Source organism: Kitasatospora sp. NPDC114501 (genome assembly GCF_055633695.1).
In genome coordinates this window covers 353711-380705 of record NZ_JBVKDS010000008.1, presented here as the reverse complement: position 1 = coordinate 380705, position 26995 = coordinate 353711, and the positions used below count along the sequence as shown (strand labels likewise).

Here is a 26995-nt window from a genome sequence, read left to right as displayed (position 1 = left end):
GCTCCCACTCCGCATCCGTTAGATCACCCCGCCCCATGCTCGAACCAACGAGCAAGGCAGGCGATAGTCACATGATCGGGCGGACAAGTCCTAGGCGATCGCGGCCGACACCACCGCCGCCACCGCGATGTTGCAGGCGGCGGACACCCACACCGCCGGGTGCGGCTCCGGATCGACCAGGATCTCGCCGAGCCTGCCCGGCGTCAGCAGGTCCACCAGCCAGAACGCGACGGCCATCAGCACCAGCCCGAGCAGCCCGTAACAGGCCGTCGACACCAGGCCCTTGCCGAAGTCGGCGTAGGTGTACATGATCGCGGTGAAGACGATCCCGCCGATGCCGAGCAGCGCCGAGCTGAGCAGCAGGGCGGCGTTGCGGTTGCGCTCGACCCAGATCTGGCGGCCGAGCCGGCCGGGCGTCAGCAGGTCGACCAGGCCGATGCCGAGGAGCAGCAGCACCACGCCGAGGGCGCCGTAGGCCGCCGCCGCACCGAGCCCGTGCAGGATGTCGTTCATCGTGGTTCCAGCCCCCGGTCCGCTCACGCCGTTCCCCCGACCGGCCGGCCGGGGCCCCCGACCCGCCTGGTCAAGGGTTGGCAAAAGATACCCCACCCGAGTGAGGGGCGGAGCCTGCCGGCAGGCCGAAAACCCCGTCGCACGGCGGCCCCCGATCCCCTTCAATACCGCCATGCACCCCGACCTGACCGCCGCCGAGCTGCGCAGCGAGCGCCTCGACCTGCTGCCGATCGCCCCCGGACACGCCGAGGAGCTGGCGGCCGCGCTCGCCGACCCGGCGCTGCACGCCTTCACCGGCGGCCGCCCGGCCACCGTCGAGGAGCTGCGCGCCCGCTGCGCCCGGCTCGCCGCCGGCTCCCCCGACCCGGCCGAGGCCTGGGGCAACTGGGTGCTGCGGCTGCGCGCCGACGGCGCCCTCACCGGCTACGTGCAGACCACGGTCCGCGCCGACGGAGCCGAACTCGCCTGGGTGCTCGGCACCCCGTGGCAGGGCCGGGGCCTGGCCCACGAGGCGGCCCGCACCCTGCTCACCCACCTCGTCTCGGCCGGCATCACCACCGCCGTCGCCCACATCCACCCCCGCCACCGCGCCTCCGCCAGGCTCGCCCGCGCCCTCGGCCTCTACCCCACGATGCGCACCCAGGACGGCGAGACCCGCTGGGAGGCCGACCTCGCCCAGCCCGACCTCTTCCCGAACGTCCTCGGCCTGACGGCGGAGCGCGCCGCCCGCCTGACCGCACTGGTCGAGGAGTGCCGCCCGGTGCTCGCCACCGACGGCATGGAAGCCGTCCAGCGGCTGCTGGCCGACCGCGGGGTGGGCGTGATCCCCGCGATCACGGCCACCAGGGCCCTGCTCGGCTGGGCCGGGACCTCGCTCCACACCGCCCGGAAGACCGTCGAACTGAGCGCCGCCCGCACCCCGAACCGGTGAACCGGGTCCGCCCGGAATGCGGGCACCCGGCGTGCGGTTTCATTGGGGCATGGCATCTCGTGCACGTGTACGCGCCCCCGAGCTGGTCGGGGCAGGCGGTTGGCTGAACACCGGCGGCAAGGAGCTCACGCTCGCCGACTTCCGGGGCAAGATCACCATCCTGGACTTCTGGACCTTCTGCTGCATCAACTGTCTGCACGTCCTGGACGAGCTGCGGGAGCTGGAGGAGAAGCACCGCGACACCGTGGTGATCGTCGGGGTGCACTCGCCGAAGTTCGTGCACGAGGCCGACCACCAGGCCGTCGTCGACGCCGTGGCCCGCTACGAGGTGCACCACCCGGTGCTGGACGACCCGGCGCTGGTCACCTGGAAGCAGTACGCCGTGCGGGCCTGGCCGACGCTGGTGGTGATCGACCCGGAGGGCTACGTGGTCGCCCAGCACGCCGGCGAGGGCCACGCCCACGCGCTGGCCCGGCTGGTCGAGGAGCTGGAGGCCGAGCACGCCGCGAAGGGCACGCTGCGCCGCGGCGACGGCCCGTACGTGGCGCCGGAGCCGACCGCCGGGGACCTCAAGTTCCCCGGCAAGGCGGTCCGGCTGCCGAACGGCCACTTCCTGGTCGCCGACTCCGGCCACCACTCGCTGGTCGAGCTGGCCGAGGACGGCGAGACGGTGGTGCGCCGGATCGGCGACGGGCGGCGCGGCCTGGTGGACGGCGACGGCGCGGACGGCGTCGGCCCGCGGTTCAGCGAGCCGCAGGGCCTCGCGCTGCTGCCGGAGGGCTCGGAGTACGACGTGGTCGTCGCCGACACCGTCAACCACGCCCTGCGCGGCGTCCGCCTCTCCGACGGCCGGGTGACCACCCTGGCCGGCACCGGCCGGCAGTGGTGGCAGGGCTCGGCCACCGAGGGCCCGGCCCGCGAGGTGGACCTCTCCTCGCCGTGGGACGTCGCCTGGTTCGACGGCCGGGTGTGGATCGCGATGGCCGGCGTGCACCAGCTGTGGTCGTACGACCCGGCCACCGACACCGTCGCCGTCGCGGCCGGCACCACCAACGAGGGCCTGGTGGACGGGCCCGCCGCCGAGGCCTGGTTCGCCCAGCCCTCCGGCCTCGCGGTCTCGGCGGACGGCGAGCGGCTCTGGGTCGCCGACTCGGAGACCTCCGCGCTGCGTTCGGTTTCACGTGAAACCAAGACGGTCGAGACCGCCGTCGGCACCGGCCTGTTCGACTTCGGCCACCGCGACGGCGCCGCCGGGCAGGCCCTGTTCCAGCACCCGCTGGGCGTCACCGTGCTGCCGGACGGCTCGGTGGCCGTCGCCGACACGTACAACCACGCGCTGCGCCGTTACGACCCGGCGAGCGGCGAGGTCAGCACGCTGGCCACCGACCTGCGCGAGCCCTCCGGGGCGGTGCTGGTGGACGGCGACATCGTGGTGGTCGAGTCGGCCCGGCACCGGCTGACCAGGCTGCGGCTGCCGGAGGAGGCGGTGCGGGTCGAGTCGGTGGCGCACCGCACCCAGCGCGCGGCCACCGAGGTCGCCCCGGGAGCGTTCCGGCTGGACGTGGTCTTCGAGGCGCCGAACGGCCAGAAGCTGGACGAGCGCTACGGCCCGTCCACCCGGCTGCTGGTCAGCGCGACCCCGCCCGAGCTGCTGGTCTCCGGGGCGGGCGCGGACAGCGACCTCTCCCGTGAGCTGGTGCTCTCCGCCGAGGTCGCCGAGGGCGTGCTGCACGTCTCGGCGATGGCCGCGTCCTGCGACGACGACCCGGAGATCGAGTACCCGGCCTGCCACGTGCACCAGCAGGACTGGGGCGTGCCGGTGAAGCTGGTCGCCGACGGCGCCCGCCGCCTGCCGCTGGTGCTGGCCGGGATGGAGTAGCCCGAGGACGCGGAACAGCGCGAAAGGGGCCCGGCGGACGAACGCCGGGCCCCTTTCGCCACCGCCGTCAGCCCTCCAGGAAGGCCTTGAGCGCGCTCGCCAGCAGGTACGGGTCCTCCGCTCCGCACAGCTCGCGCGCCGAGTGCATGGAGAGCGCCGCGATGCCGCAGTCCACCGTCCTGATGCCCAGCCGCGCCGCCGTGATCGGGCCGATCGTCGTACCGCAGGGCATGGCGTTGTTGGAGACGAAGCTCTGCCACGGCACGCCCGCCTTCTCACAGGCGGCCGCGAACACCGCCCGGCCGACGCCGTCGGTCGCGTAGCGGTTGTTGACGTTGACCTTGAGGATCGGCCCGCCGTTCGGCATCGGGTGGTGGCCCGGCTCGTGCCGCTCGCTGTAGTTCGGGTGGACGGCGTGGCCCATGTCCGAGGAGAGGCAGACGGTGCCGGCGAGCGCCCGGGCCCGGTCCTCGGTGGTGCCGCCGCGCGCGTGGATCGTCCGGTCCAGCACGTTGCCGAGCAGCGGGCTCTGCGCGCCGGTGTCGGACTCGCTGCCGGTCTCCTCGTGGTCGAAGGCGGCCAGCACCGGGATGTACGGCAGGTCGGCGGCGCCGTCGGCGGTGGCGACGGCGGCGAGCGCGGCGGTGGCCGCGTGCACCGAGAGCAGGTTGTCCAGGCGCGGGGCGGCCAGCAGCTCGCGGTCGCGGCCCAGGTAGGAGGCGGGCTGGACGTCGTGGGTCATGAGGTCCCAGCCGACCACGTCGGCGGCGGCCAGGCCGGCCCGCTGGGCGACGTAGGAGATCAGCGAGCCCTCGTCGACCGGGCCGAGGCCCCAGATCGGGGTGAGGTGGCGCTGCTTGTCGAGCTTCATGCCCTCGTTGACCTGGCGGTCCAGGTGGATGGCGAGCTGCGGCACCCGCAGCAGCGGCTCGTCCAGCTGGACCAGCCGGACGGTGCCGTCCTTGAGCGCGAGCCGGCCGGAGAGGCCGAGGTCGCGGTCCAGCCAGGTGTTCAGCGGGACGCCGCCGTAGATCTCCACGGCGACCTGCCGCCAGCCCTCCGAACCGGTGTCCGGCACCGGCTTGACCCGCAGGTTGGGCGAGTCGGTGTGGGTGCCGACGATGCGGAACGGGGTCTCGGGGCCCGCTCCTTCCGGCAGGTACCAGGCGATCAGCGCGCCGCCGCGGATCAGGTAGCGCCCGCCGGCCGCGTGGTCCCACGCGTCCGTCTCGGTGACCTGCCGGAAACCCGCCTTCTCCAAGCGCTCCGCGGCGCTCGCCACCGCGTGGTACGGGGACGGGGAGGTGCCGAGGAACGCGATCAGGTCGTCGCTGTGCGTCCGGTCGAAGAATGCCTGGCGGGCGGCGGTCGACATGCTGCTCCTGGGTCGAGTGAGGGCCGAAGCCGGATGGGGAGGCGGCTTCGCACCTGAGCATATGCCCGTACACGGACAGGGCATTCGGAACACCGGTCCGGTGCGCAACCTCGGACACAACAGTGAACCACCCCGTGCGACCTGAGGTTTCGCCTCCCGGGAGCACGGCCCGGACACACCGAAGGGCCCGGTGGCAGCCGGGCCCTTCGGTATGAGGGTGTGTCAGGCGGTTCGGGACGTACGGGGCCTAGAAGGCCTCCTCCGCCAGCTCCATGATCTCGTTGTCGATGCCCTCGGCGATCAGGCGCTGCGGGGCGACGGTCGGCAGGACGTTCTTGGCGAAGAAGCGGGCCGCCGCGACCTTGCCCTGGTAGAAGGGGACGTCCTTCTCCGAGGCGCCGGCCTCCAGCTTGGCCAGGGCCACCGCGGCCTGGCGCAGCAGCAGCCAGCCGACCACGACGTCGCCGGAGACCATCAGCAGGCGGGTGGTGTTCAGGCCCACCTTGTACATGTTCTTGACGTCCTGCTCGACCGAGGTGAGGTCGGCCAACAGCTTGCCGACGATCGCCTCCAGGTCGCCCGCGGCCTTGGCGAGCAGCTCGCGCTCGGCGGCCAGGGCGTCGCCGCCGGCGGCGGAGCCGAGGAACTTCTGGATCTGCTCGGACAGCGCGGTGAGCGCCTGGCCGCCGTCCTTGACGATCTTGCGGAAGAAGAAGTCCTGGCCCTGGATCGCCGTGGTGCCCTCGTACAGGGTGTCGATCTTGGCGTCACGGATGTACTGCTCGATCGGGTACTCCTGGAGGTACCCGGAGCCGCCGAAGGTCTGCAGCGACTGGGCGAGCTGCTCGTAGGACTTCTCCGAGCCGTAGCCCTTGACGATCGGCAGCAGCAGGTCGTTCAGGCGCTCGGCGGCCTCGTCGCGCTCGCCGCGCAGCTTGGCGGCCATCATGTCGTCCTGGGTGGACGCGGTGAACAGGACCAGCGCGCGCATGCCCTCGGCGTAGGCCTTCTGGGTGAGCAGCGAGCGGCGCACGTCCGGGTGGTGGGTGATGGTGACGCGCGGGGCGGTCTTGTCCAGGAACTGCGAGATGTCGGCGCCCTGCACGCGCTCCTTGGCGTACTCCAGGGCGTTCAGGTAGCCGGTGGAGAGGGTGGCGATGGCCTTCGTGCCGACCATCATGCGGGCGAACTCGATGATCTTGAACATCTGGCGGATGCCGTCGACCTTCTCGCCGAGCAGCCAGCCCTTGGCCGGGTGCTTGGCGCCGAAGGTCATCTCGCAGGTGTTCGAGGCCTTGAGGCCCATCTTGTGCTCGACGTTGGTGGCGTAGACGCCGTTGCGCTCGCCCAGCTCGCCGGTCTCCCAGTCGAAGTCGAACTTGGGGACGATGAACAGGCCCAGGCCCTTGGTGCCCGGCTTACCGCCCTCGGGGCGGGCCAGCACCATGTGGATGATGTTCTCGGACATGTCGTGCTCGCCCGAGGTGATGAAGCGCTTCACACCCTCGATGTGCCAGGAGCCGTCCTCCTGCTGGATCGCCTTGGTGCGGCCGGCGCCCACGTCGGAGCCCGCGTCGGGCTCGGTGAGGACCATGGTGGAGCCCCACAGGCGGTCGGTCATCCGCTTGGCGATCTCGAGCTGCTCCTCGGTGCCCTCCTCGGCGATGACGCCGGCGAAGGCCGGGCCGGAGGAGTACATCCAGACGGCCGGGTTGGAGCCCAGGATCTGCTCGGCGAAGGCCCAGATCAGCGAGTTCGGGGTGACCTGGCCACCGATCGACTCCGGGATGCCCAGACGCCACCACTCGGCGTCCATGAAGGCCTGGTAGCTCTTCTTGAAGGCGGCCGGGATCGGCGCGGTGTTGGTCTCCGGGTCGAAGACCGGCGGGTTGCGGTCGGTGTCGGTGAAGGACGCCGCGAGGTCGTTCTCGGCGAGGCGCGCGATCTCGCTCAGGATGTTCTTCGCGGTCTCGACGTCCATGTCCGCGAACGGTCCGGTGCCGTACACCTGCTCGCGGCCGAACACCTCGAAGAGGTTGAACTCCACGTCACGCAGGTTGGACTTGTAGTGACCCATGGCCGTTATCTCCGGTTCGTCGCTTCCGGGAGACCGCCGCGTTCCGGCGTCCCGTACCCACCAGTAGGCATCATGATGCTACCCAGCGGTAACTTGGGCAAGCCCCCGCCGGTGAATCCGCTATGAACGTGGTCACGTCCCACAGCCCGAGCGGCCACTCCTTGTCAGGATCGGTGCCAGCGGAGCAGGGTGCGCTGCCGCTAGCCTGTCCGTGTGTACGGATATGACCAGAACACATACCCGGGCGACCCCTACCAGCAGCAGGCGGGACCGCAGCAGGGCATGAACGGCATGCCCGGACCCGACGCCTACGGCGGGCAGTCGCAGCCCCCCCAGCAGTCCCTGTACCCCGAACCCTCGCCGCCCTCACTCGCGGACGCCGTGCGGGCCTTCACCACCGGCTCGATGGCGGTCGAGGACTTCCAGGCGATCTTCATCACCTCGAAGGTGCACTGCCCCCGCGGCGAGCGCCCGGGCTTCCTGGCACTGCACAACACGCCGACGCCGGTGATCCCGATGTTCAGCTCGCTGAAGGAGCTGCGCCGCTACGCCGGCAAGGACTCCAAGCACTTCACCGTCACCGGCGCCGAGGTCCTGGACCTGCTGCCGACCGGCTACGGCTTCGCGCTGGACATGGAGGGCGAGCACCGGATGGTGTTCGACGCCAAGGCCGTCGAGCAGATGGTCGACTTCACCATGCGCCGGATGTACGGCTGACCCATCCTGGGGGAGGGAGCCGGGGAAGGGGCGCCGCCCCTTCGTCACTACATAGTTCAATTTTCAACTTGCTTGTTGTTGAGGATTGAACTAACCTCGTGCACGTAGGCCAGACACCCCCCGAAGGAGGCCGACATGCCCGCCGTGACCGTCGACAACCCGCTGACCCTTCCGCGCGTCACCACGCCGGACCCCGCCGTCACGAGCGCCCGGCCGGTCCTCACCGTGGCCACCGCTCCCGAGGGCTTCGAAGGCGAGGGCTTCCCCGTCCGCCGCGCCTTCGCCAAGATCAACCAGAAGTACCTCGACCCGTTCATCATGATGGACCAGATGGGCGAGGTGGACTACGCGGCCGGCGAGCCCAAGGGCACCCCGTGGCACCCGCACCGCGGCTTCGAGACCGTCACCTACATCATCGACGGAACGTTCATCCACCAGGACTCGCACGGCGGCGGCGGCACCATCACCGACGGCGACACCCAGTGGATGACGGCCGGCTCCGGCCTGCTGCACATCGAGACCCCGCCGGAGTCGCTGGTGAGGTCCGGCGGCCTGTTCCACGGCCTCCAGCTGTGGGTGAACCTGCCCGCCTCGGACAAGATGATCGCCCCGAAGTACCAGGACATCCGCGGCGGCAGCGTCAAGCTGCTCAGCACCGAGGACGGCGGCGCGCTGCTCCGGGTCATCGCCGGTGAGATGGGGGGCCACCAGGGCCCCGGCACCACCTTCACCCCGATCACCATGATCCACGCCTCGATCAGCCCCGGCGCCCAGATCACCCTGCCCTGGCGCCCCGACTTCAACGCCCTCGCCTACGGCCTCGCCGGCAACGGCTCGGCCGGCACCGAGCACCGCCCCTTCCACCGGGGCCAGGCCGTCGTCTTCGGCGACGGCGACTCCCTCACCATCCGCGCCGACGAGAAGCAGGACTCCCGGGACGACAACTTCGAGGTGGTCCTGCTCGGCGGCCTCCCGATCCGTGAGCCCGTCGCCCACTACGGCCCGTTCGTGATGAACAGCCACCGCGAACTCCAGCAGGCCATGGAGGACTTCCAGGCCGGCCGCCTCGGCACCATCCCGGCCGCCGGCCGCTGAGACCGGTCCTCGCGGGGAACGGCGGACCGATGCCCGGTCCGCCGCTCCCGCGCCCGCTTCCCCGCCTCGTCGAGACGGCGTCCGCTACAGCAGCGCGTAGAGGGCCGAGGCGTCGTCGTGCGTCCTGCCGCGCGGCCAGCGCTCGCACTCGGCGTCGGCCCGCTCCACCGCCCGGACCTGGGCGATCAGCTCGCCCGGCCCCGACTCGGCGAGCAGCCGCAGCACGTCGCCCCAACTCCCCAGCCCGAAGCGCTCGGTGTAGCGCGAGGCGCCGTCGGTGAGGGCGGCCAGCGCGTGCAGCCCGTCCAGTCGGACGAAGCCGGTCTCGGCGTGCTCGGCCGCCCGCGGGCTGGCGGCGGCGATCCACGGGCCGTTGCCCCGGTTGCGGGCGGCGCGCACGGCCAGCGCGTACTCCAGGTGCAGCGCGGCCCGCTCGGCCGAGCCGGGGACGGTCTGCCAGACCTTCCGGCGCAGCGCCTCCCCGCCGGGGAAGCGCTGGTTGTCCCCGATCACCTTCGGCGGGCCGTCCCTGGGCTCCAGCACCAGCAGGGAGTCGCCGAGCACCAGGTACTCCAGTGACCCGCCGTGCCGCCGGGCCGCGACGACCATCGCGGCGGGAGTGTTGGGGTGGGCCAGGTCGCAGCGGCCGCCGTGCAGCGCGGCCGTCTCCACGATGGCGTCGGCCAGGCACTCGGCGATCGAGCGGTCCGGCCGGTCGGTGAGCCGGGCGAGCAGGTGCACGCCCAGCCGGCGCACGTACCAGGCGGTGCCGTGCCGGCATCCGGACTCCAGGCCGGTCGGCGAGCTCGCGCCGTCCAGCAGGACCAGCGCCTCCGGCGAGGCCGCCGCGAAGTCCTCGCTGTCGCGGTCGGGCCGCCGTGCTTCCCCTGCGAGCTGTAGCTGCATCCCGACAGTGTGGCCGCCGCCCCCGGCCCGCGCCCAGACCCGTGCGCCGGTGCGGCGCGGGCCGGGGCGCGGCGCCCGGTGGCAGCGGGGGTGATTCGGCCATACCGTCGGACAGTGACCGGACGATTCGGCCAATCGGAGCGGGTCGGGTTTGGGATCACCTTCGGGTGTCCGGGCCTCCCGCGACTGACGAGGAGCGGAAGATGTTCTGGCAGTTCATCGTGGTGCTGGCCGCCTCGCTCGGCTTCCCGACCGCCCTCCTGCTCTTCCTGATCGGCGGACCGCGCTTCCCCGACGAGCAGCGCGGCCCCGACCCCCGGGGCACCGGGAGCACTGGGAGCACCGGGAGCACCCGGATCTCCTGAGCCGCTACGGCTTCCAGGCCGGGTCGCGGCCGAGCAGCGCCAGGGCGCGGGCCAACCGGCCTTCGCCACCGCCGGGTTCGAGCCCCGGACCGAAGGCCCGCCCGGGCGCCCTGGCCTCCGGTGTGCTCGGGACGGCCTCGGCCACCGTCAGCAGCGCGGTGGCCAGCGCGTCGTCGCCGTCCACCGCCGCGACCAGCCCGTCCCGGGTGCCGAGCGCGGCGGCCACGTCCCAGCCGTGCACCAGGGTGTCCAGCAGGTGGAAGCCCACCGCCGCGGCGAACGGGAAGGGCCCGCCGTCGCGGATCTCGGGCAGCCAGAGCGGCCGGTCCGCACCGGCCGCCGCCCGGAAGGCCGCCGTGAGGTCGGCTCCGGTGCGGCGGAAGGCGCCGGCCGGGTCGGCGCCGAGCGGGGCGTCCGCGAACAGCGCCAGGTCCGGCCCGGCGCCGCGGGCGGCCGCGGCGAAGCCCTGGTGCTGGCCGACGCAGTGCTCCAGCAGTCCGCGCAGCGTCCACCCGGCGCAGGGGGTGGGCAGGTCCAGCTGGTCCGGCCGTACGCCGTCCACCACCTGGACGGCCAACTCCATGGCCCGTGCGTGCAGTTCGACGATCATCGTGCTCCTCATGCGGCAGCGGCCTCCAGTCCGGAGGAGATGAATCCGATCACCTGGTCGACGACGGCCGGCTCGGCGATGATCCGGCGGTGGCCGAGCCCCCGGGTGACCACCAGGTCCAACCGCTCCCCGTACGCCCTGCGGAGCCGGTGCGCCTCGCTCAACGGGACGACGGTGTCGCCCTCGTCGTGCACCACCAGGACCGGGCCGCCGACCGCCTCGACCTGGCGGGCCGCGTCGTAGCGCTCCCAGCCCCCGGCGTCCCCGCCGAACAGCTCCCGTTCGATCCGCGCCCGCAGCGCCCGCTCCACTTCGGCGCTCAACCCGAGCCCGGCGCAGAACGCGGCCGGGAAGAAGCCGACCCGGGACACCCCGGAGACGGCGGCCAGCCGCCCCGCCCGCACGCCGTCGGCCAGCGCCCCGAAGGCCGCGCAGCCACCGAGCGAGTGCGCCACCACGCCCTCGAACGGGCCGTACCGGTCCTGGAGCCGCAGCGCGAGCTCGCGGTACTCGGGCACGCTGGTGGTCCGGCCGCCGGAGTCGCCGTGCCCCGGCGCGTCGAAGGCGACGGCGCTCAGCCCGAGCGCCTGCAACCGGGGCACGTACGGGGCGAACCGGGAGGCCCGGGAGCGCCAGCCGTGCAGCAGCAGGACCGGCCGCTCGCCGTTCCCCCAGCGGTAGCCGACCACTGGCTTGCCGCCCACGGCGAGCCGTTCGGTGACCGCCCGCTCGTGCACCTCCCGCTCCGAGTCGCGCACCCGGCTGCGCCGCAGCGGGCGCATGAACAGCTCGAAGGCGGCCCGCCCGGCCAGGCCGGGGGCGATCCGGGCCATGGGGTCGAGGGTCGTACGGATCAGTGCCTGGGTCGGGCCCATCGGGTCTCCCTGCTCTCCGCGCTCCTTGTCACGCCTCACTCGGGGCGAGATATTAGCACGATCGTTCGTGCAGTTTCCCGGGGATTTCCGGCCCCGCCACGGTGTACCCACTACCCTGGGCGGCACCCACGACGAGCAGAACAGGGGCGGACGATGGCCGGACCGACCACGGACGGACGGGTCCTCCGCGGCGAGGAGACCCGCCGGGCGGTACTGCGCCGCGCCGTCGAGATCGCCTCCGTCGAGGGCCTGGACGCGCTCTCCATCGGCCGCCTCGCCACCGACCTCGGACTCAGCAAGAGCGGCGTCTTCGCCGGCTTCGGCTCCAAGGAGGAGCTCCAGCTGGCCACCGTCCGCGCCGCCCGCCGGATCTTCGCCGACGCCGTCGTCACCCCGGTCGCCGACACCCCGCCCGGCCTCGCCCGGGCCCGTGCCCTCTGCGAGGGCTGGCTCGCCTACTCCCGCGCCCGGGTCTTCCCCGGCGGCTGCTTCTTCTACGAGGTCACCGCCGAGTTCGACGCCCGTCCCGGCGCCGTCCGGGACGCCCTGGCCGACTGCGCCCGGGAGTGGTTCGACACCGTCGTCGAGACCCTCGACGCCGCCCGGTCCACCGGCGCCCTACGCCCCGACACCGACCTCGGGGACCTCGCCTTCGCCCTGATCGCGGTCCTGGAGACGGCCAACTCCCAGGCCGTGCTGCACGACGAGGACGCCCCGTACGAGCGGGCCGGCCGCCTGCTGCTGCGCCTGCTGCGCGCCGAGGCCGCCGACCCGGCGGACCCGGCGCTCGCCTAACGTCCCGTCAGAACCCCTTCGACGAGGGCGGCCTGGGCCAGCAGACGCTCGTCCCCGCCCTCCGCGCCGACCACCTGGAGCCCCAGCGGCAGCCCCTCCCGGGTCCGCCCGGCCGGCAGGCTCAGGGCCGGCCGCCCGAGGAAGCTCCACGGCAGCGACATCACCGCGTCCCCGGTGCTGTGCAGGCCCTCCGGCGCCCCGCCGGTCGCCGAGGGCGCCAGCCACAGGTCCACCCCGGCCGCCGCGCCCGCCTCCGCCACCCGCTCGCGCAGCCGCTCCCGGAACCGCAGGGCGGCCGCCCGGTCCTGGGCCGCCACGCCCTGGCCGGTCCGGATGCCCGCCACCGTCTCCGGCCGGTAGAGCCCGCCGAAGCGGGCGAACCAGTCGGCGTGGGTCCGGGCCAGCTCGAAGCGGTTGACCGTCTGCAACTGCCGGACGATCCCCGCGAAGTCCGGGAACAGCTCGACCCGGCGCACCGCGAACCCGGCCCGCGCCAGCCGTGCCAACTGCTCCTCGAAGGCGCGCAGCGCGGCCGGTTCGGCCCGCTCCAGGTACGTCCCGTCCGGCACCCCGAGCACGGGCGGGTCCGACCCCTCCCGCACCGCCCGCCAGCCGTCGCAGAGCAGCGGGGCCGCCAGGGCCGCGCCCGCCAGGTCGGCGGTGAAGATCCCGAGGGTGTCGAAGCTCGGCGCGTTCGGGATCACCCCGGCGATCGGGATCCGCCCGTACGTCGGCCGGAAGCCCACCACCCCGCAGTACGCGGCCGGACGGACCACCGAGCCGACCGTCTGGGTGCCGACCGCCAGCGGCACCAGCCCGGCCGCCACCGCCGCCGCCGAACCGCTGCTGGAGCCGCCCGGGGTGTGTCCGGGATGGTGCGGGTTGCGGGTCGGGCCCGGGGCGCTCGCGGCGAACTCGGCGGTCACCGTCTTGCCCGCGACCAGCGCCCCCGCCGCCCGCAGCCGGTCCACCACCACGGCCTGCGGCCCGGCCAGCACCCCGGGCGGCAGCGCCGACCCGCCGTGCGTGGGCAGCCCGTCCACGTGCACGATGTCCTTGACGCCCACCGCCACCCCGTACAGCGGCGGCCGTCCGCCCGGCTCCGGGTACCGAGCGGCCAGCTCCCGCGCCTGCGCCCGCAGCCGTCCGTGCCGCCCGGGCTCCGGCACGAACGCGTGGATCAGCGGGTCCACCCGCTCGACCAGCGCGCACAACCGGTCGACGTACCCGGACAGTTCCGGCACACCGGCGCGCAGCCCGGCGGCCTCGTCAGTCAACGGCCGGGGCCGGACGAGGGGTTTCTCCATACCGGTCACGGTAGACCGGCCTCAGGGGCGGTGTTCGGCCGCCAAGTACGGTGCCTCGCGCAGGAAGTACGCCCCGCAGGTGTGGCAGCACAGCTCCGGGGTCCTCCCCCAGTCCACCGCCGCCCGCACCCGCGCCCCCGGATCGAGCTCCCGCCCGCACATCGCGACGCTCTCCTCACCCCGGACCACGTGCCACAGCCGCACCCCCGCGGCCGCACCGCCGGCGCCGTACTCGGCTCGCATCTGGTGCATCATCCCCCCATCGTCCGACCCCCTCCCACCCCCGGCAACCGGGGCCCGCGGCCGCCGGACCGGGACGGGGACGCTCAGGACGCCGCACGCAGCAGGGCGTCGTCCCGCCACTTGAGGATCTTGTCGAAGCTGACGATCGCCCCGCGCAGGGGGTGGTTGCGGAGCTGGACGTGGTCGGTGAGGGCGTGGATGAGGAAGAGGCCGCGGCCGGATTCGGCGGTGAGGTCGGGGAGGGCGTCCAGGTCGACCGGGCGCAGGGTGGGGGCGCTGGGGCGGCTGGGCAGGACGTGGGTGTCGTACGGGTGGCCGTCGCGGCGGGGGTGGTGGGCGGCGAGGACGCGGGCCGGGACGGTGGCGCGGCCGCCGCGGGTGCGGCGCGGGGAGCGGCCGGGCAGGGCCGGACGGGCCTGGGGCGGGGCGGCCGGGCGGCGGGCGGGCGCGGCGGGGGCGGGCAGGCCGGGGCCGGAGTCGGTGACCTCGATCCGCAGCCGGTCGCCGCAGATCGAGGCGGTGACCTGGAAGCCGTCGTCGGGCCGCCCGGTGGCGCCGTGCTCGACGGCGTTGGCGCAGGCCTCGGTGAGGGCGACGCCGAGGTCGTCCGCGACCTGCGGGTCGACGCCCGCGGTCGCCATCGCACCGAGCAGGATGCGCCGGGCCAGCGGAACGCTGGCCGGGTCGCGCTTGAGGTGCAGAGTCCACCAGATGTCCACGGGAGGTCCCTCCTGGCTGCGGCTCCACATACAACTAGGTATCTCCGGGCGATTCCCGGGTGAACCGTGCCCGGGGCCCGCTACCGCCCGTTCGGCGGATGGACCGGGGGGCGGGGTCTGTGCCGGGCGACACGTACGCCCCCTCGCACGCCGCGGCCGAAAGGGGCATTCGTAGGGATTTCCCACCCTGCCCGTGTCCGTGGCGTACGCAATGAGAGGATGGCCCGGCCATGACTGCCCTCGCCGCCGCCCCGCTCCCGGGCGCCCCAGGACCGGCCCGGCCGGTGGGGTCCGCCGCCTGGGACCTGCGGCTTGCCCGAGCGGTCCCGTTCGCGCTGGTGTGCACCCTGATCGCGGCCGCCGGGCACGCCCTGGCAGGTGGCGGGAACGTGCCGCCGACCGCGCTGGCGCTGGGCTTCGCGGCGGTACTGGCGTTCGCGGCGGTCTGCGGCGGGCGGGAGCGTTCGCTGGCGGCCATCGCCGGGGCGTTGGGCGCCGGTCAGCTCGGACTGCACTGCCTCTTCCACGGCTTCAGCGGCTTCGACGGCTCGATGCCCGGCATGCACCACGGCGGCTCCGGTCCGCTGACCGTGCCGCAGGTGGCCGGCCGGCTGATCTGCAACGAGGCCCGGCCCGGCACGCTGGTCGGCCTGCCCGGCGGCCCGTCCCCGGAGCAGCTGGTCTCCTCCGCGGGCCTGGACCCGCACGCGTTCGCCGCCGCGCCCTGGTGGCAGGCCGGCCTGTTCGGCATGACGCCGTCGATGCTGGCCGGGCACCTGGGCGCCGCGCTGGTCGCGGGCTGGTGGCTGCGGCGCGGCGAGGCGGCGCTCTGGCGGCTGCTGCGGGTGGCCGCCACGGCGGCCCGGGAGCACTGGGCGGCGCCGCTGCGCACGGCGTTCGCGCTGGTGGCCGCGCTGCTGCGCGGCCTGTTCAGCGTGGCCGGCCCGGCCCGCCGGTTCGGGGCCCGGGGCGGGGAGAGCCCGCTCCCGGCGGGTGCCGTGCTGCGGCACAGCGTGGTGCGGCGCGGCCCGCCGTGCGGGGCCCTCGCGTACTGACCGGCGTCTCCTGGCGGCCCTCCGGCCGTACCGGGTGCCCGGTGTGCGCACCGTCCGGCCGTTCCCCCGACCACCGGGGCGGCCCCAGGCTCTGCCCCCCACCCCCCGCGCGCGGCCCCGCGGCACGGCTCACGTCCGTCGCCCGGCACCGGCCGCCGCCGAGCTCCGATCGGAGACCCGCGTCATGCGTTCCCTTCCCGCCCGCCGTCTCGCCGCCGTCGCCCTCACCGCCGCCGCCTCCGTGGTGGCGCTGGCCGGCCCCGCCTTCGCGCACGTCACCGTGAACCCGGGCACCGCCTCCCAGGGCGGCTACACGGCCGTCGACTTCCGGGTGCCGAACGAGAGCGACTCGGCGGGCACGGTGAAGCTGGAGGTCAACCTCCCGCTGGACCACCCGCTGGCCTCGGTCCGGACCCTGCCGCTGCCGGGCTGGACCGCCACGGTCGAGAAGGCCAAGCTCGACAAGCCGATCAAGGTGCACGGCAACGACGTCACCGAGGCCGTCTCCAAGATCACCTGGACCGCCGACACCGGCACCAGGATCGCCCCCGGCCAGTTCCAGGAGTTCCGGGTCTCGCTCGGCCCGCTGCCGACCGACACCGACAACCTGGTCTTCAAGACGCTCCAGACCTACGACAACGGCGACGTCGCCCGCTGGATCGACGAGAGCAAGGACGGCCAGCCCGAGCCGGCCAAGCCCGCGCCCGTCCTGAAGCTCACCAAGGCCGCCGGGGGCGACGCCCACGGCGTCACCGCCTCCCCGGCCGCCGGCGCCCACGGGGACAGCTCCGACCACGCCGCCGCCTCCGACGACGCCAAGTCCGGCGACTCCACCGCCCGCACCCTGGGCGTGGTCGGCATCGTGGTCGGCGTGATCGGCACCGCCGTCGGCGTGCTCGGCCTGCGCCGCAGGAGCGGCGGCGCCGCCTCCTGACCCCCGCGCCGGCGGAGCCGCGCCCGTCCACCGGGCGCGGCCCCGCCGGCGGTCCCACCCCGCACGATCGGAAACTCCCATGCCCCGCACCACCCGCACCACCCGGCTGGCCGGCGCCGCCGCCCTCGCGCTGGCCGCCGCCCTGACGCTCTCCGCCTGCGGCTCCTCCGGCGGCGACTCCACCGCCGCCAAGGTCACCCGGCAGAAGGAGGACACCCCGTACCAGGGCACCAAGCTCGCCAAGAACTTCGAGAAGCCGGACCTCCAGCTGACCGATACCTCCGGCCGGCCCTTCGACCTTCGCCAGCAGACCAACGGCAAGGCCACCCTGCTGTTCTTCGGCTACACCAGCTGCCCGGACGTCTGCCCGACCACCATGGGCGACATCGGCGTCGCGATGAAGGCGCTCTCCCCCGAGGACCGGCAGAAGCTCAACGTCGTCTTCGTCTCCACCGACCCGCAGCGTGACACCCCCAAGGTGCTGCGCACCTGGCTGGACTCGATGGGCAGCGACTTCATAGGCCTCACCGGGGACCTGGCCAAGGTGAAGACCGCCGCCAAGTCGCTCGGCATCATGATCGAGGACCCGGTGGTCAACGCGGACGGCACGGTCACCTCCACCCACGGCGCGCAGGTGCTGGCCTTCCTCCCCTCGGACGACAAGGCGCACGTGCTCTACATGAGCGGCACCGAGGAGAAGACCTACGAGCACGACCTGCCGCTGCTCGCCAAGGGGGTCGCGGCGTGACCCCGGCGCAGACCGGAACCCGCCGCTTCCGCCGCAGCGCCCTGCTCGGCGCCGTCGTCGCGACCGCCCTGGGCGGCGGCGCCATCCTGGCCGCCTGCGGGACGGGTGACGGCACCGGCGGCCGGGACGCCGGCGGCGGCCCGGCCCGGCTCAGCGTCGCCGCCCCCTACATTCCGCTGCCCCCGGCCGGCGGCATGGCGGCCGGCTACCTGACGGTCCGCAACGACGGCGGGCAGGACCAGCTGCTCAAGGTGACCAGCCCGGCCGCCGAGTCGGTCACCATGCACCGCTCGACCGAGTCGACGATGAAGCAGGTGGACAGCCTGGAGGTCCCCGCGCACGGCGCCCTGCAGCTCGCCCGCGGCGGCAACCACCTCATGATCATGGGGTGGCGGAAGGCCCCGGTCCTCGGCGACGAGTTGGAGCTCGACCTCACCTTCGCCAAGTCCGGCACCATCTCCGTCAAGGTGCCGGTCAAGGAGCTCACCTACCGCCCCGACCAGAGTTAGGGGACCAGCCACCATGCAGTCCGTCGGCCTGGAGAAGGCCACCCACCGCCGGACCGCCGGGGTCCTCGGAGTGCTCGGCGCCCTGCTCGCGCTGATGCTCGCGGGCGCCGGGCCGGCCTCCGCGCACGCCGTCCTGGATTCCACCGACCCGCGGCAGAACTCGGTGGTCGCCACCGCCCCGCAGGCGGTGACGCTGACCTTCAGCGAGTCCGTCTCGCTCTCCGGCGACTCCGTCCGGGTGCTCGACCCGGCCGGCAAGGCCGTGGACACCGGCGACCCGGCGCACGCCGACGGCAAGGGCAACACCGCCCGGGTCGGGCTGCGGAGCGGGCTGGCCAACGGCACGTACACGGTGGCCTGGCGGGCCGTCTCGGACGACTCGCACCCGGTCGGCGGGGCGTTCACCTTCTCGATCGGCGCGCCCTCGGACACCTCGGTGTCGGCCACCGCGCTCCAGGGCGCCGACGCCGACGGCCTGGTCGCCGCCCTCTACGGCACCGGCCGCACCGTCGCGTACACCGCCTTCGCCCTGCTGGCCGGCGTCGCCGCCTTCGTGCTGATCTGCTGGCCGGCCGGCACCGCCCGGCGCCGGGTGCAGCGGCTGCTGATGACCGGCTGGACGGCGCTGCTGGTCTCCACCGTCGCGGTGCTGATGCTGCGCGGCCCGTACGAGCGCGGCTCGGGGGTGGGGCAGGCCTTCGACCTGTCGCTGATCCGCGCCACGCTGGACGAGCGGATCGGCACCGCGCTGGCCGCCCGGCTGCTGCTGCTCGCGGCGGGCGGGGTGTTCCTGTCGCTGCTGGTCGGACAGCTGGGGCAGCCGCCGCGGTCGGCCGTCCCGGAGCCACGGGACGAGGAGGCGCCCGGCTCCGACGGCCCGGTGGCGTCCGAGGAGGACGCCGAGGCGGCCGAGCTGCGCGAGCTGGAGCAGCGGGCCGCCGAACGGCCGCAGCGCGAGGTCCGGCTCGGCCTCGGCGTGGCCGGGCTGGTGCTGGCCGTCGCCCTCTCGGCGACCTGGGTCGGCGCCGACCACGCCTCGGTGGGCATCCAGGTCTGGCTGGCGCTGCCGCTCGGCATCCTGCACCTGCTCGCCATGGCGCTCTGGCTGGGCGGACTGGCCGCGCTGCTGGTCGCCCTGCGCGAGGGCGTCGGCGCCGAGGTGGTGGACCGCTTCTCGAAGATCGCCTTCGGCTCGGTGGCCGTGCTGGCCGCCACCGGGCTCTACCAGTCCTGGCGCGGCCTGGGCAGCTGGGGCGCGCTGACCGGCACCGAGTACGGGCGGCTGCTGCTGGTGAAGAGCGGCTGCGTGGTCGCGATGCTCGGCGTCGCCTGGATCTCCCGCTCCTGGCTGGCCAGGCTGCGCTCGGCCCCGGCCGAGGCGGAGGAGGTCGCCCCGGCCGAACTGCCGGAGCCGGTCGCCGTGGCGGCCCACGACGGGGACCCGGTCCGGCAGGCGCAGCTGGAGCGCCAGCGGGCCGCCCGGCAGAGCGCCGGACGCGACCGCGGGCTGACCCCGACCCGGGCCGGGCTGCGCCGCTCGGTGCTGGTCGAGGCGCTGGTCGCGGTGGCGGTGCTGGTGGTCACCACGATGCTCACCAACTCCCCGCCCGGGCGGGTGGCGGGCGAGATCAGGGCCGGGGCGGCCGCCGCTCCGGGCGTCGGCGGGGCCGGGGCGGGGGCGGCGCCGCAGACCGAGCCGGGCCGCACCGTCGAGCTCAAGCTCCCGTACGACACCAAGGGCCGGACGCCGAACGCCAAGGGCACCGCGACCGTCACCCTCAACCCGGCCCGGACCGGGCCGAACGAGGTGCGGCTCGCGCTGGACGGCGCGGACGGGCAGCCGGTGGACGTCCCCGAGGTGCAGCTCGCCTTCACCCTGCCGGACCGCGACCTCGGCCCGCTGCCGGTCGCGCTCACCCCGGAGGGCACCGGCCGCTGGACCGGCACCGCGCAGCTGCCGCTGGCGGGCAACTGGGTGGTGTCGGTGCAGGTGCGCTCCTCCGACATCGACCAGACCACCCCGACCCAGCAGTTCAAGATCGGATGAGCGGAGTGACGGACGTTTCGACGGGCCACGAGTCGGCGGGCCACGAGTCGCCCGGCCACGCCTCGGTGGAGCACGCGTCGGCGGGCCCCGGGGGCTTCACCCGGCGGGCGCTGCTCGGCACCGCCGGGGCCGGGCTGCTGGCCGGCGCCGGCGCGGGCGTCGCCGGGGCGGTCGCCCTGGACGGGCGGCCCGGTCGGGCGGCGCCCGCGGCGGGCCCGGCCGGCGGGGCACTGGGCACGGCCCGGGTGCCGTTCCACGGCGAGCACCAGGCCGGGATCACCGACCCGGCGCAGGCCAGGGTCCAGCTGGCCGCCTTCGACCTGGCCGAGGGCGTCGGCCGGGACGGGCTGCGCACCCTGTTGCAGCGCTGGACGAAGGCGGCCGAGCGGCTGACCGCCGGGGAGCCGGCCGAGGAGTTCGACAACCAGGTCGCGCTGGACGCCGGGCCCTGCTCGCTGACCGTCACGGTCGGCTTCGGCGCCACGCTGTTCGACAAGGCCGGGCTGGCCGACCGCCGCCCGCCCGGACTCGAACCGCTGCCCGCCTTCCCCGGCGACGCGCTCGACCCGGCCCGCGGCGACGGCGACCTGTTCGTCCAGATCGGCGCGGACGACGCCCTGGTCGCGGTGCACGCCCTGCGGGTGCTCCAGCGGCTGGCGGCCGGTACGGCGGCGCTGCGCTGGCAGTCGGCCGGCTTCGCCCGCACCCCCGGCGCCGCCGGGCGGCCGGTGACCGGGCGCAACCTGATGGGCCAGATCGACGGCACCAACAACCCCAGGCCGGACGAGGAGGGCTTCGCCGCCAAGGTGTTCTGCGCCGCCGGCGGCGACCAGCCGGCCTGGCTGGCCGGCGGCTCGTACCTGGTGTTCCGGCGGATCCGGATGCTGCTGGACCACTGGGAGGCGCTGCCGGTGGACCGGCAGGAGCGGGTGATCGGGCGGCGCAAGTCGGACGGCGCCCCGCTCGGCGCGCCCGCCGGGGCCGGCGAGCGGTCCCCGGTCGACCTCTCCGCGCAGGGCCCGGACGGCACCCTGGCGATCCCCGCCGACGCGCACATCCGGGTCGCCGCCCCGGCGGCCAACGGCGGGGCGGCGATGCTGCGGCGCGGCTTCTCGTACCACGACGGGCTGCTGCCGGACGGCTCGCCGGACGCCGGGCTGCTCTTCCTCGCCTTCCAGGCCGACCCGCGCCGGGGCTTCACCCCGGTGCAGCGCAAGCTCTCCCGGGGCGACGGCCTCTCCCGCTTCCTGCGGCACGAGGCCGGCGGCCTGTACGCGCTGCCGCCGGGCACACCGCCCGGCGGCTACCTCGGCCAGCGGTTGTTGGAGGGGTAGGCCCGTCTCCCGGACTCCACCGCCGCGGTCCCGGTTGCTGGAACGCTTTCCTGCCGGGGCCGCGGACTCGTTAGGGTGACTGCTTCGGCACAACCCGCCCGCGCAGCACCCGAGATCCCCCGGAGGCGTCATGTCGGCCACCCGCTACACCTACCTCGGACCGGCCGGCACGTTCACCGAGGCGGCCCTGCACACCCTGCCCGAGGCGGCGACCCGGGAGCTGGTGCCGCTGTCCTCGGTGGCGCTGGCGCTGGACGCGGTGCGCGGCGGGGAGGCGGCCGGGGCGTTCGTCCCGATCGAGAACTCGGTGGAGGGCGCGGTCACCGCGACCAACGACGAACTCGCCTCCGGCGCACCGCTGATGATCTACCGTGAGGTGCTGCTGCCGATCACCTTCGCGCTGCTGGTGCGGCCGGGCACCGAGCTGTCCGGGATCAAGACGGTGACCAGCCACCCGGTGGCCCAGCCGCAGGTGCGGCGCTGGCTGGCGGCGAACCTGCCGGAGGCGAAGTGGGAGTCGGCCGCCTCCAACGCGGACGGCGCCCGGCTGGTCGCCGAGGGCCGCTACGACGGCGCGTTCGCGGGCGAGTTCGCGGCGCCGATCTACGGGCTGGAGCCGCTGGTCAAGGAGATCGCGGACGCGAAGAGCGCGGCGACCCGCTTCGTGCTGGTCGGCCGCCCGGGGCGGGTCTCCTCGCCGACCGGCGCGGACAAGACCTCGATGGTGGTCTGGCTGCCGGACGACCACCCGGGTGCGCTGCTGGAGCTGCTCCAGGAGTTCGCGGTGCGCGGGGTCAACCTGATGCGGATCGAGTCCCGCCCGACCGGCGAGGGCATGGGCAGCTACTGCTTCCTGATCGACTGCGAGGGCCACCTGTCCGAGCGCCGGGTCGGCGAGGCGATGATGGGCCTCAAGCGGATCTGCCCGCAGGTGCGCTACCTCGGCTCCTATCCGCGCGCCGACCGGCAGCCGACCGCCCACCGGCGGCCGGGGACCTCGGACCAGGATTTCACCTCGGCGGCGGACTGGCTCTCCCGCGCACTCGACGGCCGCGCCGACATCTGAGCTCCATCTTTTGTCTTTCGGACCTTTTCCGATCGTTTCGGACCGGGCCGATCAGGGCGGTCGGGCAACCTCCCCCGTCGTCCACAGGCGCCCCGGGCGGCGACCCCGCTGTCCACAGGCCCTGTCGCTGTCCACAAGGCCGGAGTTATCCACAGGGCTGGGGACGAGTCGACAAACCGGTATAGCCATTGCCCAGAACAGGTCGGATCATCGGTTTGCGTCGCAGAGATGACCAATCGGACCAGAGTCACCCGGTTGCCAGCAAATCACCCGTCTGAGTGGTTCAATTCCCTCACTCGAGAAGGTTGATTGAGGTTTGAAACCTCATTTCCCTGGTTCGTTCACGCGGAAGGCGATCCTCCCCTTTGATCCACAGGCCCGGGGCCAGGCCTGTGGATAACCCGCCGCCGCGGAGTTCCCCCCAGAAGTTATCCACAGGCTCGGCCGAGTTATCCCCAGGGGAAAAGCGGTACCGGTGGAGGAACGGCCGCCCGGTACGCTAGGGCCTGTGATTGACCTTCGCCTGCTCCGTGAGGACCCTGACCGAGTGCGCGCCTCGCAGCGCGTCCGTGGCGAGGACGTCGACCTGGTCGACGCCCTCCTCTCCGCCGACGAACGGCGCCGGTCCTCGGGCAGCCGCTTCGACGAACTGCGCAACGAGCAGCGGGTGCTCGGGAAGCAGGTCGCCCAGGCCAAGGGCGACGAGAAGGCCGCCCTGCTCCAGCGCACCAAGGACCTCGCCGCCGAGGTCAAGGCCGCCGACGCCGAGCAGAGCGCGGCCAAGGAGGAGGCCGACCGCCTGCTCCGCTCGCTGGCGAACCTCATCGACCCGGCCGCCCCGGTCGGCGGCGAGGAGGACTTCGTCACCCTCGAGGAGATCGGGACCCCGCGCGACTTCGCCGCCGAGGGCTTCGAGCCCCGCGACCACGTCGAGCTCGGCCAGATCCTCGGCGCGATCGACACCGAGCGCGGCGCCAAGGTCGCCGGTGCCCGGTCCTACTACCTGACCGGCGTCGGCGCGCTGCTGGAGCTCGCCCTGGTCAACATGGCGATCGCCCAGGCCACCGCGGCCGGCTTCGTCCCGATGATCACCCCGACCCTGGTCCGCCCGGCCGCCATGGACGGCACCGGCTTCCTCGGTCAGGCCGCCGAGAACGTCTACCACCTGGCCGAGGACGACAGGTACCTGGTCGGCACCAGCGAGGTCCCGCTCGCGGCGTACCACATGGACGAGATCCTCGACGCCGACAAGCTGCCGCTGCGCTACGCCGGCTACTCGTCCTGCTTCCGCCGCGAGGCCGGCACCTACGGCAAGGACACCCGGGGCATCATCCGCGTCCACCAGTTCGAGAAGGTGGAGATGTTCGTCTACACCACTCCCGAGGACGCCGAGAACGAGCACCGCCGCCTGCTCCAGTGGGAGAAGGACTTCCTCAACGCGCTGGAGCTGCCGTACCGGGTGATCGACGTCGCCTCCGGCGACCTCGGCGCCTCGGCCGCGCGCAAGTTCGACATCGAGGCGTGGATCCCCACCCAGGGCAAGTACCGCGAGGTCACCTCGACCTCCAACACCACCGAGTACCAGGCCCGCCGGCTGTCGATCCGGATGCGCGAGGAGGGCAAGACCCGCCCGCTCGCGACCCTGAACGGCACCCTGGTCGCCGTCCCGCGCACCATCGTGGCGATCCTGGAGAACCACCAGCAGGCCGACGGCTCGGTCGTCGTGCCCGAGGCGCTGCGGCCGTACCTCGGCGGGCGGACCGTCCTCGAGCCGGTCAAGTAACCCGGTCCGCACCACCCAGCACCACCTGCAACTCCCGGGAGACGTACGGCCCATGAGCACCATCAGCCCCAGCCACGGCTCCCCCGACGGTGGCGACCTGCCCTACCGGCTGGTCGCCACCGACCTCGACGGCACCCTGCTCACCAGCGGGGAGACCGTCTCCGAGCGCACCCGCGCCGCCCTGGCCGCGGCCACCGGCGCGGGCGCGCTGCACATCATCGTCACCGGGCGCTCGGCGGTCTGGGCCCGCCCGGTCTTCGACGAGATCGGCTACACCGGGATAGCGGTCTGCGGCCAGGGCGCCCAGGTGTACGACGCCGGCGCGCACAGGCTGCTCACCTCGCTCACCCTGGACCGGCGGCTCGCCGCGCTCGCGATCGAGAAGATCGAGGCCGAGACCGGCCCGCTGGCCATCGCCGCCAACCAGGACGGCCTCGACGGCCAGGTGCTGGCCGGGCCCGGCTACGAGCTACGGATCGGCTCCGACCTGCCGGTCGTCCGGGTCGAGCGGGCCGGACTGTTCGACGCCCCGCTCAGCAAGCTGTACATCCAGCACCACGCCCTCACCGACGACGCCCTCGCCGAGGCCGCCCGCCGTGCCGCCGGCGACCTGGTCGGCGTGGTGATGGCCGGCGCCGGCGTGGTCGAGCTGCTGCCGCTCGGCCTGTCCAAGGCCACCGGGCTGGCCGTCGCCGCCCGCCGGCTGGGCGTCCGCGGCGCCGACACCATCGCCTTCGGCGACATGCCCAACGACGTCCCGATGTTCGGCTGGGCGGCCCACGGCGTCGCCATGGCCAACGCCCACGAGGAGCTGCTCGCCGTCGCCGACGCCGTCACCGGCAGCAACGACGAGGACGGCGTCGCCATGGTCCTGGAGCGGCTCTACCCGCGGCACTGACGCCTCCTGCGCAGGCGCCGGCCCGGCCGTCCGAGCGGCCCGATCGGTGTTCACGGCCTGTTCACGGGTGGGTTGTAGGATGACCGGACAAGCGGTTGTAGGATGACCGACGACCGGTGGCTACGACGGGTGCGGTGGAGAGGGAGGTCCGGCATGAGCGGCGGTTTGCAGGCGGCCGGACGGCGCTCCCTGGTGGACACCGCGATCGAACAGTTGCGGGAGCAGCTCGCGGGCGGGACGTGGCCGGTCGGGTCGCGGATCCCCACCGAGCACGAGCTGGCCGAGCAGTTGCAGGTCGGACGGAACACCGTGCGGGAGGCGATCCGGGTGCTGGCGCACGCCGGCATGCTGGTCTCCCGGCAGGGCGAGGGGACGTTCGTCCGCTCCACCAGCGACCCGGCGTCCGTGCTGCGCGGCGTCCAGCGCTCCGGCATCCGGGACGTCCTGGAGGTCCGTGCGGCGCTGGAGACCGAGGGCGCCCGGCTGGCCGCGCTGCGGCACACCCCCGAGGACATCCGGCGGATGCGCGCCGCGCTGGCCCGTGAGGCCGAGGTGTTCGCGGCCCACCCCGAGCGGGCGAGCCGTGAGGCCACCGTCGAGCACGACCTGGAGTTCCACACCGCCGTCGTCGAGGCCGCGCACAACCCCGCGCTGGCCGAGGTGTACCGCTACTTCGGCGCTTCCGTACGCGAGGCGATGACCTCGGCCTTCGGCGACCACGACATGCCCGAGGCGGTCGTCGCCACCCACGAGGCGCTGGTCGACGTGATCGAGAGCGGTGACCCGGACCGGGCGGAGGCGGCGTGTCGTGCGCTGCTCGCCGGCCCGACCGCGGCCGTCGAGCAGCTGCTCGCGGCCATCGCGGCCCGGAAGTAGGACGGCGCGAGCCTCCGTTCCGCCGTCCGCATCCACGCACCTTCACGAAAGAACAGCACACCCATGGCCGTCACCCGTGCCCAGCAGCCGGTTGTCACCACTCCCGCCCCGCTCCCCGTCCGCACCCGGCTGGCCCATCCCCTCCTGCTGCTGACCGGCATCGTGCTGGTCGCGCTGAACATGCGCGCCTGCCTCGCGGCGGTCTCCCCGATGGTCGGCGAGATCCAGCGGACCTTCGGCCTGTCCGCCACCGCGGCCGGGCTGATCACCACCGTCCCGGTGCTCTTCCAGGGCGTCGGCGCCCCGCTCACCCCCCGGCTGACCCGCCGCTTCGGCGTCGAGCGGGTGGTGCTCGGCGCGGTGCTGGTGCTGGGCGCGGGCGTGCTGCTGCGGGTGCTGCCCTCGGTGGCGGCCCTGTACGCGGGCTGCGTGGTGATCGGCGTGGCGATCGCGGTGCTGAACGTGTCGATGCCGGGCCTGGTGAAGCGCGAGTTCCCGGACCGCGCGGCCACCATGACCGGCGTCTACTCGACCACCATGCTGGTCGGCGCCACCCTGGCGGCCGGCACCTCCGTCCCGCTGGAGCACGCGCTCGGCGGCGGCTGGCGGGCCTCGCTCGGCGCCTGGTCGCTGCTCGCGCTGGTCGCGGCGGTGGCCTGGCTGCCGCAGGTGCTGCGCTCCCGGCAGGAGCGGCAGGGGACGGTGGCCGCGGCCGGCGCGCCGGGCAAGCCGATCGAGGGCCTCTGGAAGTCCCCGCTGGCCTGGCAGATCAGCCTCTTCATGGGCATCTCGTCGCTGCTGGTCTACACCCTGGTCGCGTGGATGCCGACCATCCTGGCCGACCACGGCATGGACCGCGGCGAGGCCGGTCTGGTCTTCGCCTTCTCCAACCTGGTGCAGGTGGCGGGCGCCTTCCTGGTGCCGCTGATGGCCGGCCGGATGACCAGCCAGCGCGCACTGGCGGTGACCATGGCCGCCCTGAACGGGCTGGGCATCGCGCTGCTGCTGGTCGCGCCGGTCTCCGCCGCGTGGGCGTCGGCGACCATCCTCGGGGTGGCGCAGGGCGGTTCGCTGGGCCTGGGGCTGGCGTTCATCGTGCTGCGCACCCGCACCGTGGGCGGCGCCGCCCAGCTGGGCGGGATGTCGCAGGCGATCGGGTACCTGGTCGCGGCGGCCGGCCCGGTCGGCGCCGGTGCGCTGCACCAGCTGACCGGCGGGTGGGAGGCCACCCTGGTGCTGATGCTGGTGCTGGCCCTGGTGGTCGGCGTGGCCGGCTGGGGCGCGGGCCGCAACCGGACGCTCTGAACCGCTCGCCGCGAGGGCACGGCCGTGGGCCCC

26 protein-coding genes are annotated in these 26995 nt (G+C 74.1%); 17 read left to right on the top strand and 9 right to left on the bottom strand.

What is annotated here, in order from left to right; all coding sequences use genetic code 11:
• Positions 1-90 precede the first annotated feature (90 nt).
• Positions 91-513 carry a DUF350 domain-containing protein gene (locus tag ACZ7RU_RS17840; RefSeq protein ID WP_470341865.1) on the bottom strand — a complete coding sequence of 141 codons (423 nt, stop codon included), beginning with the start codon at positions 511-513 and terminating at the stop codon, positions 91-93.
• Between the two features lie 172 nt (positions 514-685).
• Between ACZ7RU_RS17840 and ACZ7RU_RS17835 the strand changes: the two genes are divergently transcribed.
• Together ACZ7RU_RS17835 and ACZ7RU_RS17830 are read left to right on the top strand one after the other, a co-directional pair.
• Positions 686-1444, top strand: coding sequence for a GNAT family N-acetyltransferase (locus ACZ7RU_RS17835; RefSeq protein WP_470341864.1), 759 nt, complete (start codon positions 686-688; stop codon positions 1442-1444).
• Positions 1445-1493: 49 nt separating this feature from the next.
• Entirely contained in the window at positions 1494-3323 is a 1830-nt protein-coding gene (locus ACZ7RU_RS17830) for an NHL domain-containing thioredoxin family protein (RefSeq protein WP_470341863.1), read from the top strand.
• 67 nt (positions 3324-3390) lie between these two features.
• Here the strand turns inward: ACZ7RU_RS17830 and ACZ7RU_RS17825 are convergent, their stop codons facing one another.
• Complete coding sequence (locus tag ACZ7RU_RS17825; RefSeq protein WP_470341862.1) at positions 3391-4698, bottom strand: M18 family aminopeptidase; 1308 nt, start codon at positions 4696-4698, stop codon at positions 3391-3393.
• Between the two features lie 247 nt (positions 4699-4945).
• A complete protein-coding gene (locus tag ACZ7RU_RS17820) occupies positions 4946-6775 on the bottom strand; it encodes an acyl-CoA dehydrogenase (protein WP_470341861.1) in 1830 nt (609 codons plus the stop codon).
• 213 nt (positions 6776-6988) lie between these two features.
• On the opposite strand from ACZ7RU_RS17820, the gene ACZ7RU_RS17815 reads away from it, so the two are divergent.
• Together ACZ7RU_RS17815 and ACZ7RU_RS17810 are read left to right on the top strand one after the other, a co-directional pair.
• Positions 6989-7492 (top strand): SseB family protein, encoded by a 504-nt coding sequence (locus ACZ7RU_RS17815; protein WP_470341860.1) that lies wholly within the window; start codon positions 6989-6991, stop codon positions 7490-7492.
• Positions 7493-7627: 135 nt separating this feature from the next.
• Positions 7628-8587, top strand: a complete 960-nt coding sequence (locus ACZ7RU_RS17810; RefSeq protein ID WP_470341859.1) for a pirin family protein — start codon at positions 7628-7630, stop codon at positions 8585-8587.
• Between the two features lie 84 nt (positions 8588-8671).
• Here the strand turns inward: ACZ7RU_RS17810 and ACZ7RU_RS17805 are convergent, their stop codons facing one another.
• On the bottom strand, positions 8672-9493 hold the full coding sequence (locus tag ACZ7RU_RS17805; protein ID WP_470341858.1) for a protein phosphatase 2C domain-containing protein: 822 nt from the start codon (positions 9491-9493) through the stop codon (positions 8672-8674).
• A 203-nt stretch (positions 9494-9696) separates the two neighbouring features.
• On the opposite strand from ACZ7RU_RS17805, the gene ACZ7RU_RS17800 reads away from it, so the two are divergent.
• Positions 9697-9858 carry a hypothetical protein gene (locus ACZ7RU_RS17800; RefSeq protein WP_470341857.1) on the top strand — a complete coding sequence of 54 codons (162 nt, stop codon included), beginning with the start codon at positions 9697-9699 and terminating at the stop codon, positions 9856-9858.
• A 4-nt stretch (positions 9859-9862) separates the two neighbouring features.
• Here ACZ7RU_RS17800 and ACZ7RU_RS17795 read toward each other — a convergent pair whose 3' ends face one another.
• The gene (locus tag ACZ7RU_RS17795) at positions 9863-10480 is read right to left on the bottom strand and encodes a TIGR03086 family metal-binding protein (RefSeq protein WP_470341856.1); all 618 of its coding nucleotides are present in this window, start codon (positions 10478-10480) and stop codon (positions 9863-9865) included.
• Positions 10477-11343, bottom strand: a complete 867-nt coding sequence (locus ACZ7RU_RS17790; protein WP_470341855.1) for an alpha/beta hydrolase — start codon at positions 11341-11343, stop codon at positions 10477-10479. Before ACZ7RU_RS17790 ends, ACZ7RU_RS17795 begins: the two co-directional genes overlap by 4 nt.
• A gap of 153 nt (positions 11344-11496) precedes the next feature.
• Here ACZ7RU_RS17790 and ACZ7RU_RS17785 point away from each other — a divergent pair, with 153 nt between their 5' ends.
• Positions 11497-12138 carry a TetR/AcrR family transcriptional regulator gene (locus ACZ7RU_RS17785; RefSeq protein WP_470341854.1) on the top strand — a complete coding sequence of 214 codons (642 nt, stop codon included), beginning with the start codon at positions 11497-11499 and terminating at the stop codon, positions 12136-12138.
• Here ACZ7RU_RS17785 and ACZ7RU_RS17780 read toward each other — a convergent pair.
• From ACZ7RU_RS17780 to ACZ7RU_RS17770, 3 genes are all read right to left on the bottom strand, one after another.
• Positions 12135-13445, bottom strand: a complete 1311-nt coding sequence (locus tag ACZ7RU_RS17780) for an amidase (protein ID WP_470341853.1) — start codon at positions 13443-13445, stop codon at positions 12135-12137. The genes ACZ7RU_RS17785 and ACZ7RU_RS17780 overlap by 4 nt on opposite strands.
• A 21-nt stretch (positions 13446-13466) precedes the next feature.
• Positions 13467-13688, bottom strand: a complete 222-nt coding sequence (locus ACZ7RU_RS17775; protein WP_470341852.1) for a hypothetical protein — start codon at positions 13686-13688, stop codon at positions 13467-13469.
• Positions 13689-13771: 83 nt separating this feature from the next.
• On the bottom strand, positions 13772-14407 hold the full coding sequence (locus ACZ7RU_RS17770) for an ATP-binding protein (protein WP_470341851.1): 636 nt from the start codon (positions 14405-14407) through the stop codon (positions 13772-13774).
• A gap of 230 nt (positions 14408-14637) precedes the next feature.
• Between ACZ7RU_RS17770 and ACZ7RU_RS17765 the strand changes: the two genes are divergently transcribed.
• From ACZ7RU_RS17765 to ACZ7RU_RS17715, 11 genes are all read left to right on the top strand, one after another.
• Entirely contained in the window at positions 14638-15462 is an 825-nt protein-coding gene (locus ACZ7RU_RS17765; protein WP_470341850.1) for a hypothetical protein, read from the top strand.
• A 184-nt stretch (positions 15463-15646) separates the two neighbouring features.
• Positions 15647-16396: a YcnI family copper-binding membrane protein gene (locus ACZ7RU_RS17760; RefSeq protein WP_470341849.1), complete on the top strand. Its 750-nt coding sequence runs from the start codon at positions 15647-15649 to the stop codon at positions 16394-16396.
• Between the two features lie 79 nt (positions 16397-16475).
• Positions 16476-17144 carry an SCO family protein gene (locus ACZ7RU_RS17755; protein WP_470341848.1) on the top strand — a complete coding sequence of 223 codons (669 nt, stop codon included), beginning with the start codon at positions 16476-16478 and terminating at the stop codon, positions 17142-17144.
• A complete protein-coding gene (locus ACZ7RU_RS17750) occupies positions 17141-17653 on the top strand; it encodes a copper chaperone PCu(A)C (protein WP_470341847.1) in 513 nt (170 codons plus the stop codon). Before ACZ7RU_RS17755 ends, ACZ7RU_RS17750 begins: the two co-directional genes overlap by 4 nt.
• Positions 17654-17666: 13 nt before the next feature.
• Positions 17667-19700, top strand: coding sequence for a copper resistance CopC/CopD family protein (locus tag ACZ7RU_RS17745; protein WP_470341846.1), 2034 nt, complete (start codon positions 17667-17669; stop codon positions 19698-19700).
• Positions 19697-21034 carry an iron uptake transporter deferrochelatase/peroxidase subunit gene (gene efeB, locus ACZ7RU_RS17740; protein ID WP_470341845.1) on the top strand — a complete coding sequence of 446 codons (1338 nt, stop codon included), beginning with the start codon at positions 19697-19699 and terminating at the stop codon, positions 21032-21034. The genes ACZ7RU_RS17745 and efeB overlap by 4 nt, the downstream gene beginning before the upstream one ends.
• Before the next feature lie 130 nt (positions 21035-21164).
• Complete coding sequence (gene pheA, locus ACZ7RU_RS17735) at positions 21165-22100, top strand: prephenate dehydratase (protein ID WP_470341844.1); 936 nt, start codon at positions 21165-21167, stop codon at positions 22098-22100.
• 508 nt (positions 22101-22608) lie between these two features.
• Positions 22609-23883: a serine--tRNA ligase gene (gene serS / locus ACZ7RU_RS17730; protein ID WP_470341843.1), complete on the top strand. Its 1275-nt coding sequence runs from the start codon at positions 22609-22611 to the stop codon at positions 23881-23883.
• 52 nt (positions 23884-23935) lie between these two features.
• Entirely contained in the window at positions 23936-24781 is an 846-nt protein-coding gene (locus ACZ7RU_RS17725) for an HAD family hydrolase (RefSeq protein WP_470341842.1), read from the top strand.
• 153 nt (positions 24782-24934) lie between these two features.
• Positions 24935-25657 (top strand): FadR/GntR family transcriptional regulator, encoded by a 723-nt coding sequence (locus ACZ7RU_RS17720; protein WP_470341841.1) that lies wholly within the window; start codon positions 24935-24937, stop codon positions 25655-25657.
• 63 nt (positions 25658-25720) lie between these two features.
• On the top strand, positions 25721-26962 hold the full coding sequence (locus tag ACZ7RU_RS17715) for a CynX/NimT family MFS transporter (RefSeq protein ID WP_470341840.1): 1242 nt from the start codon (positions 25721-25723) through the stop codon (positions 26960-26962).
• Positions 26963-26995: the final 33 nt, after the last annotated feature.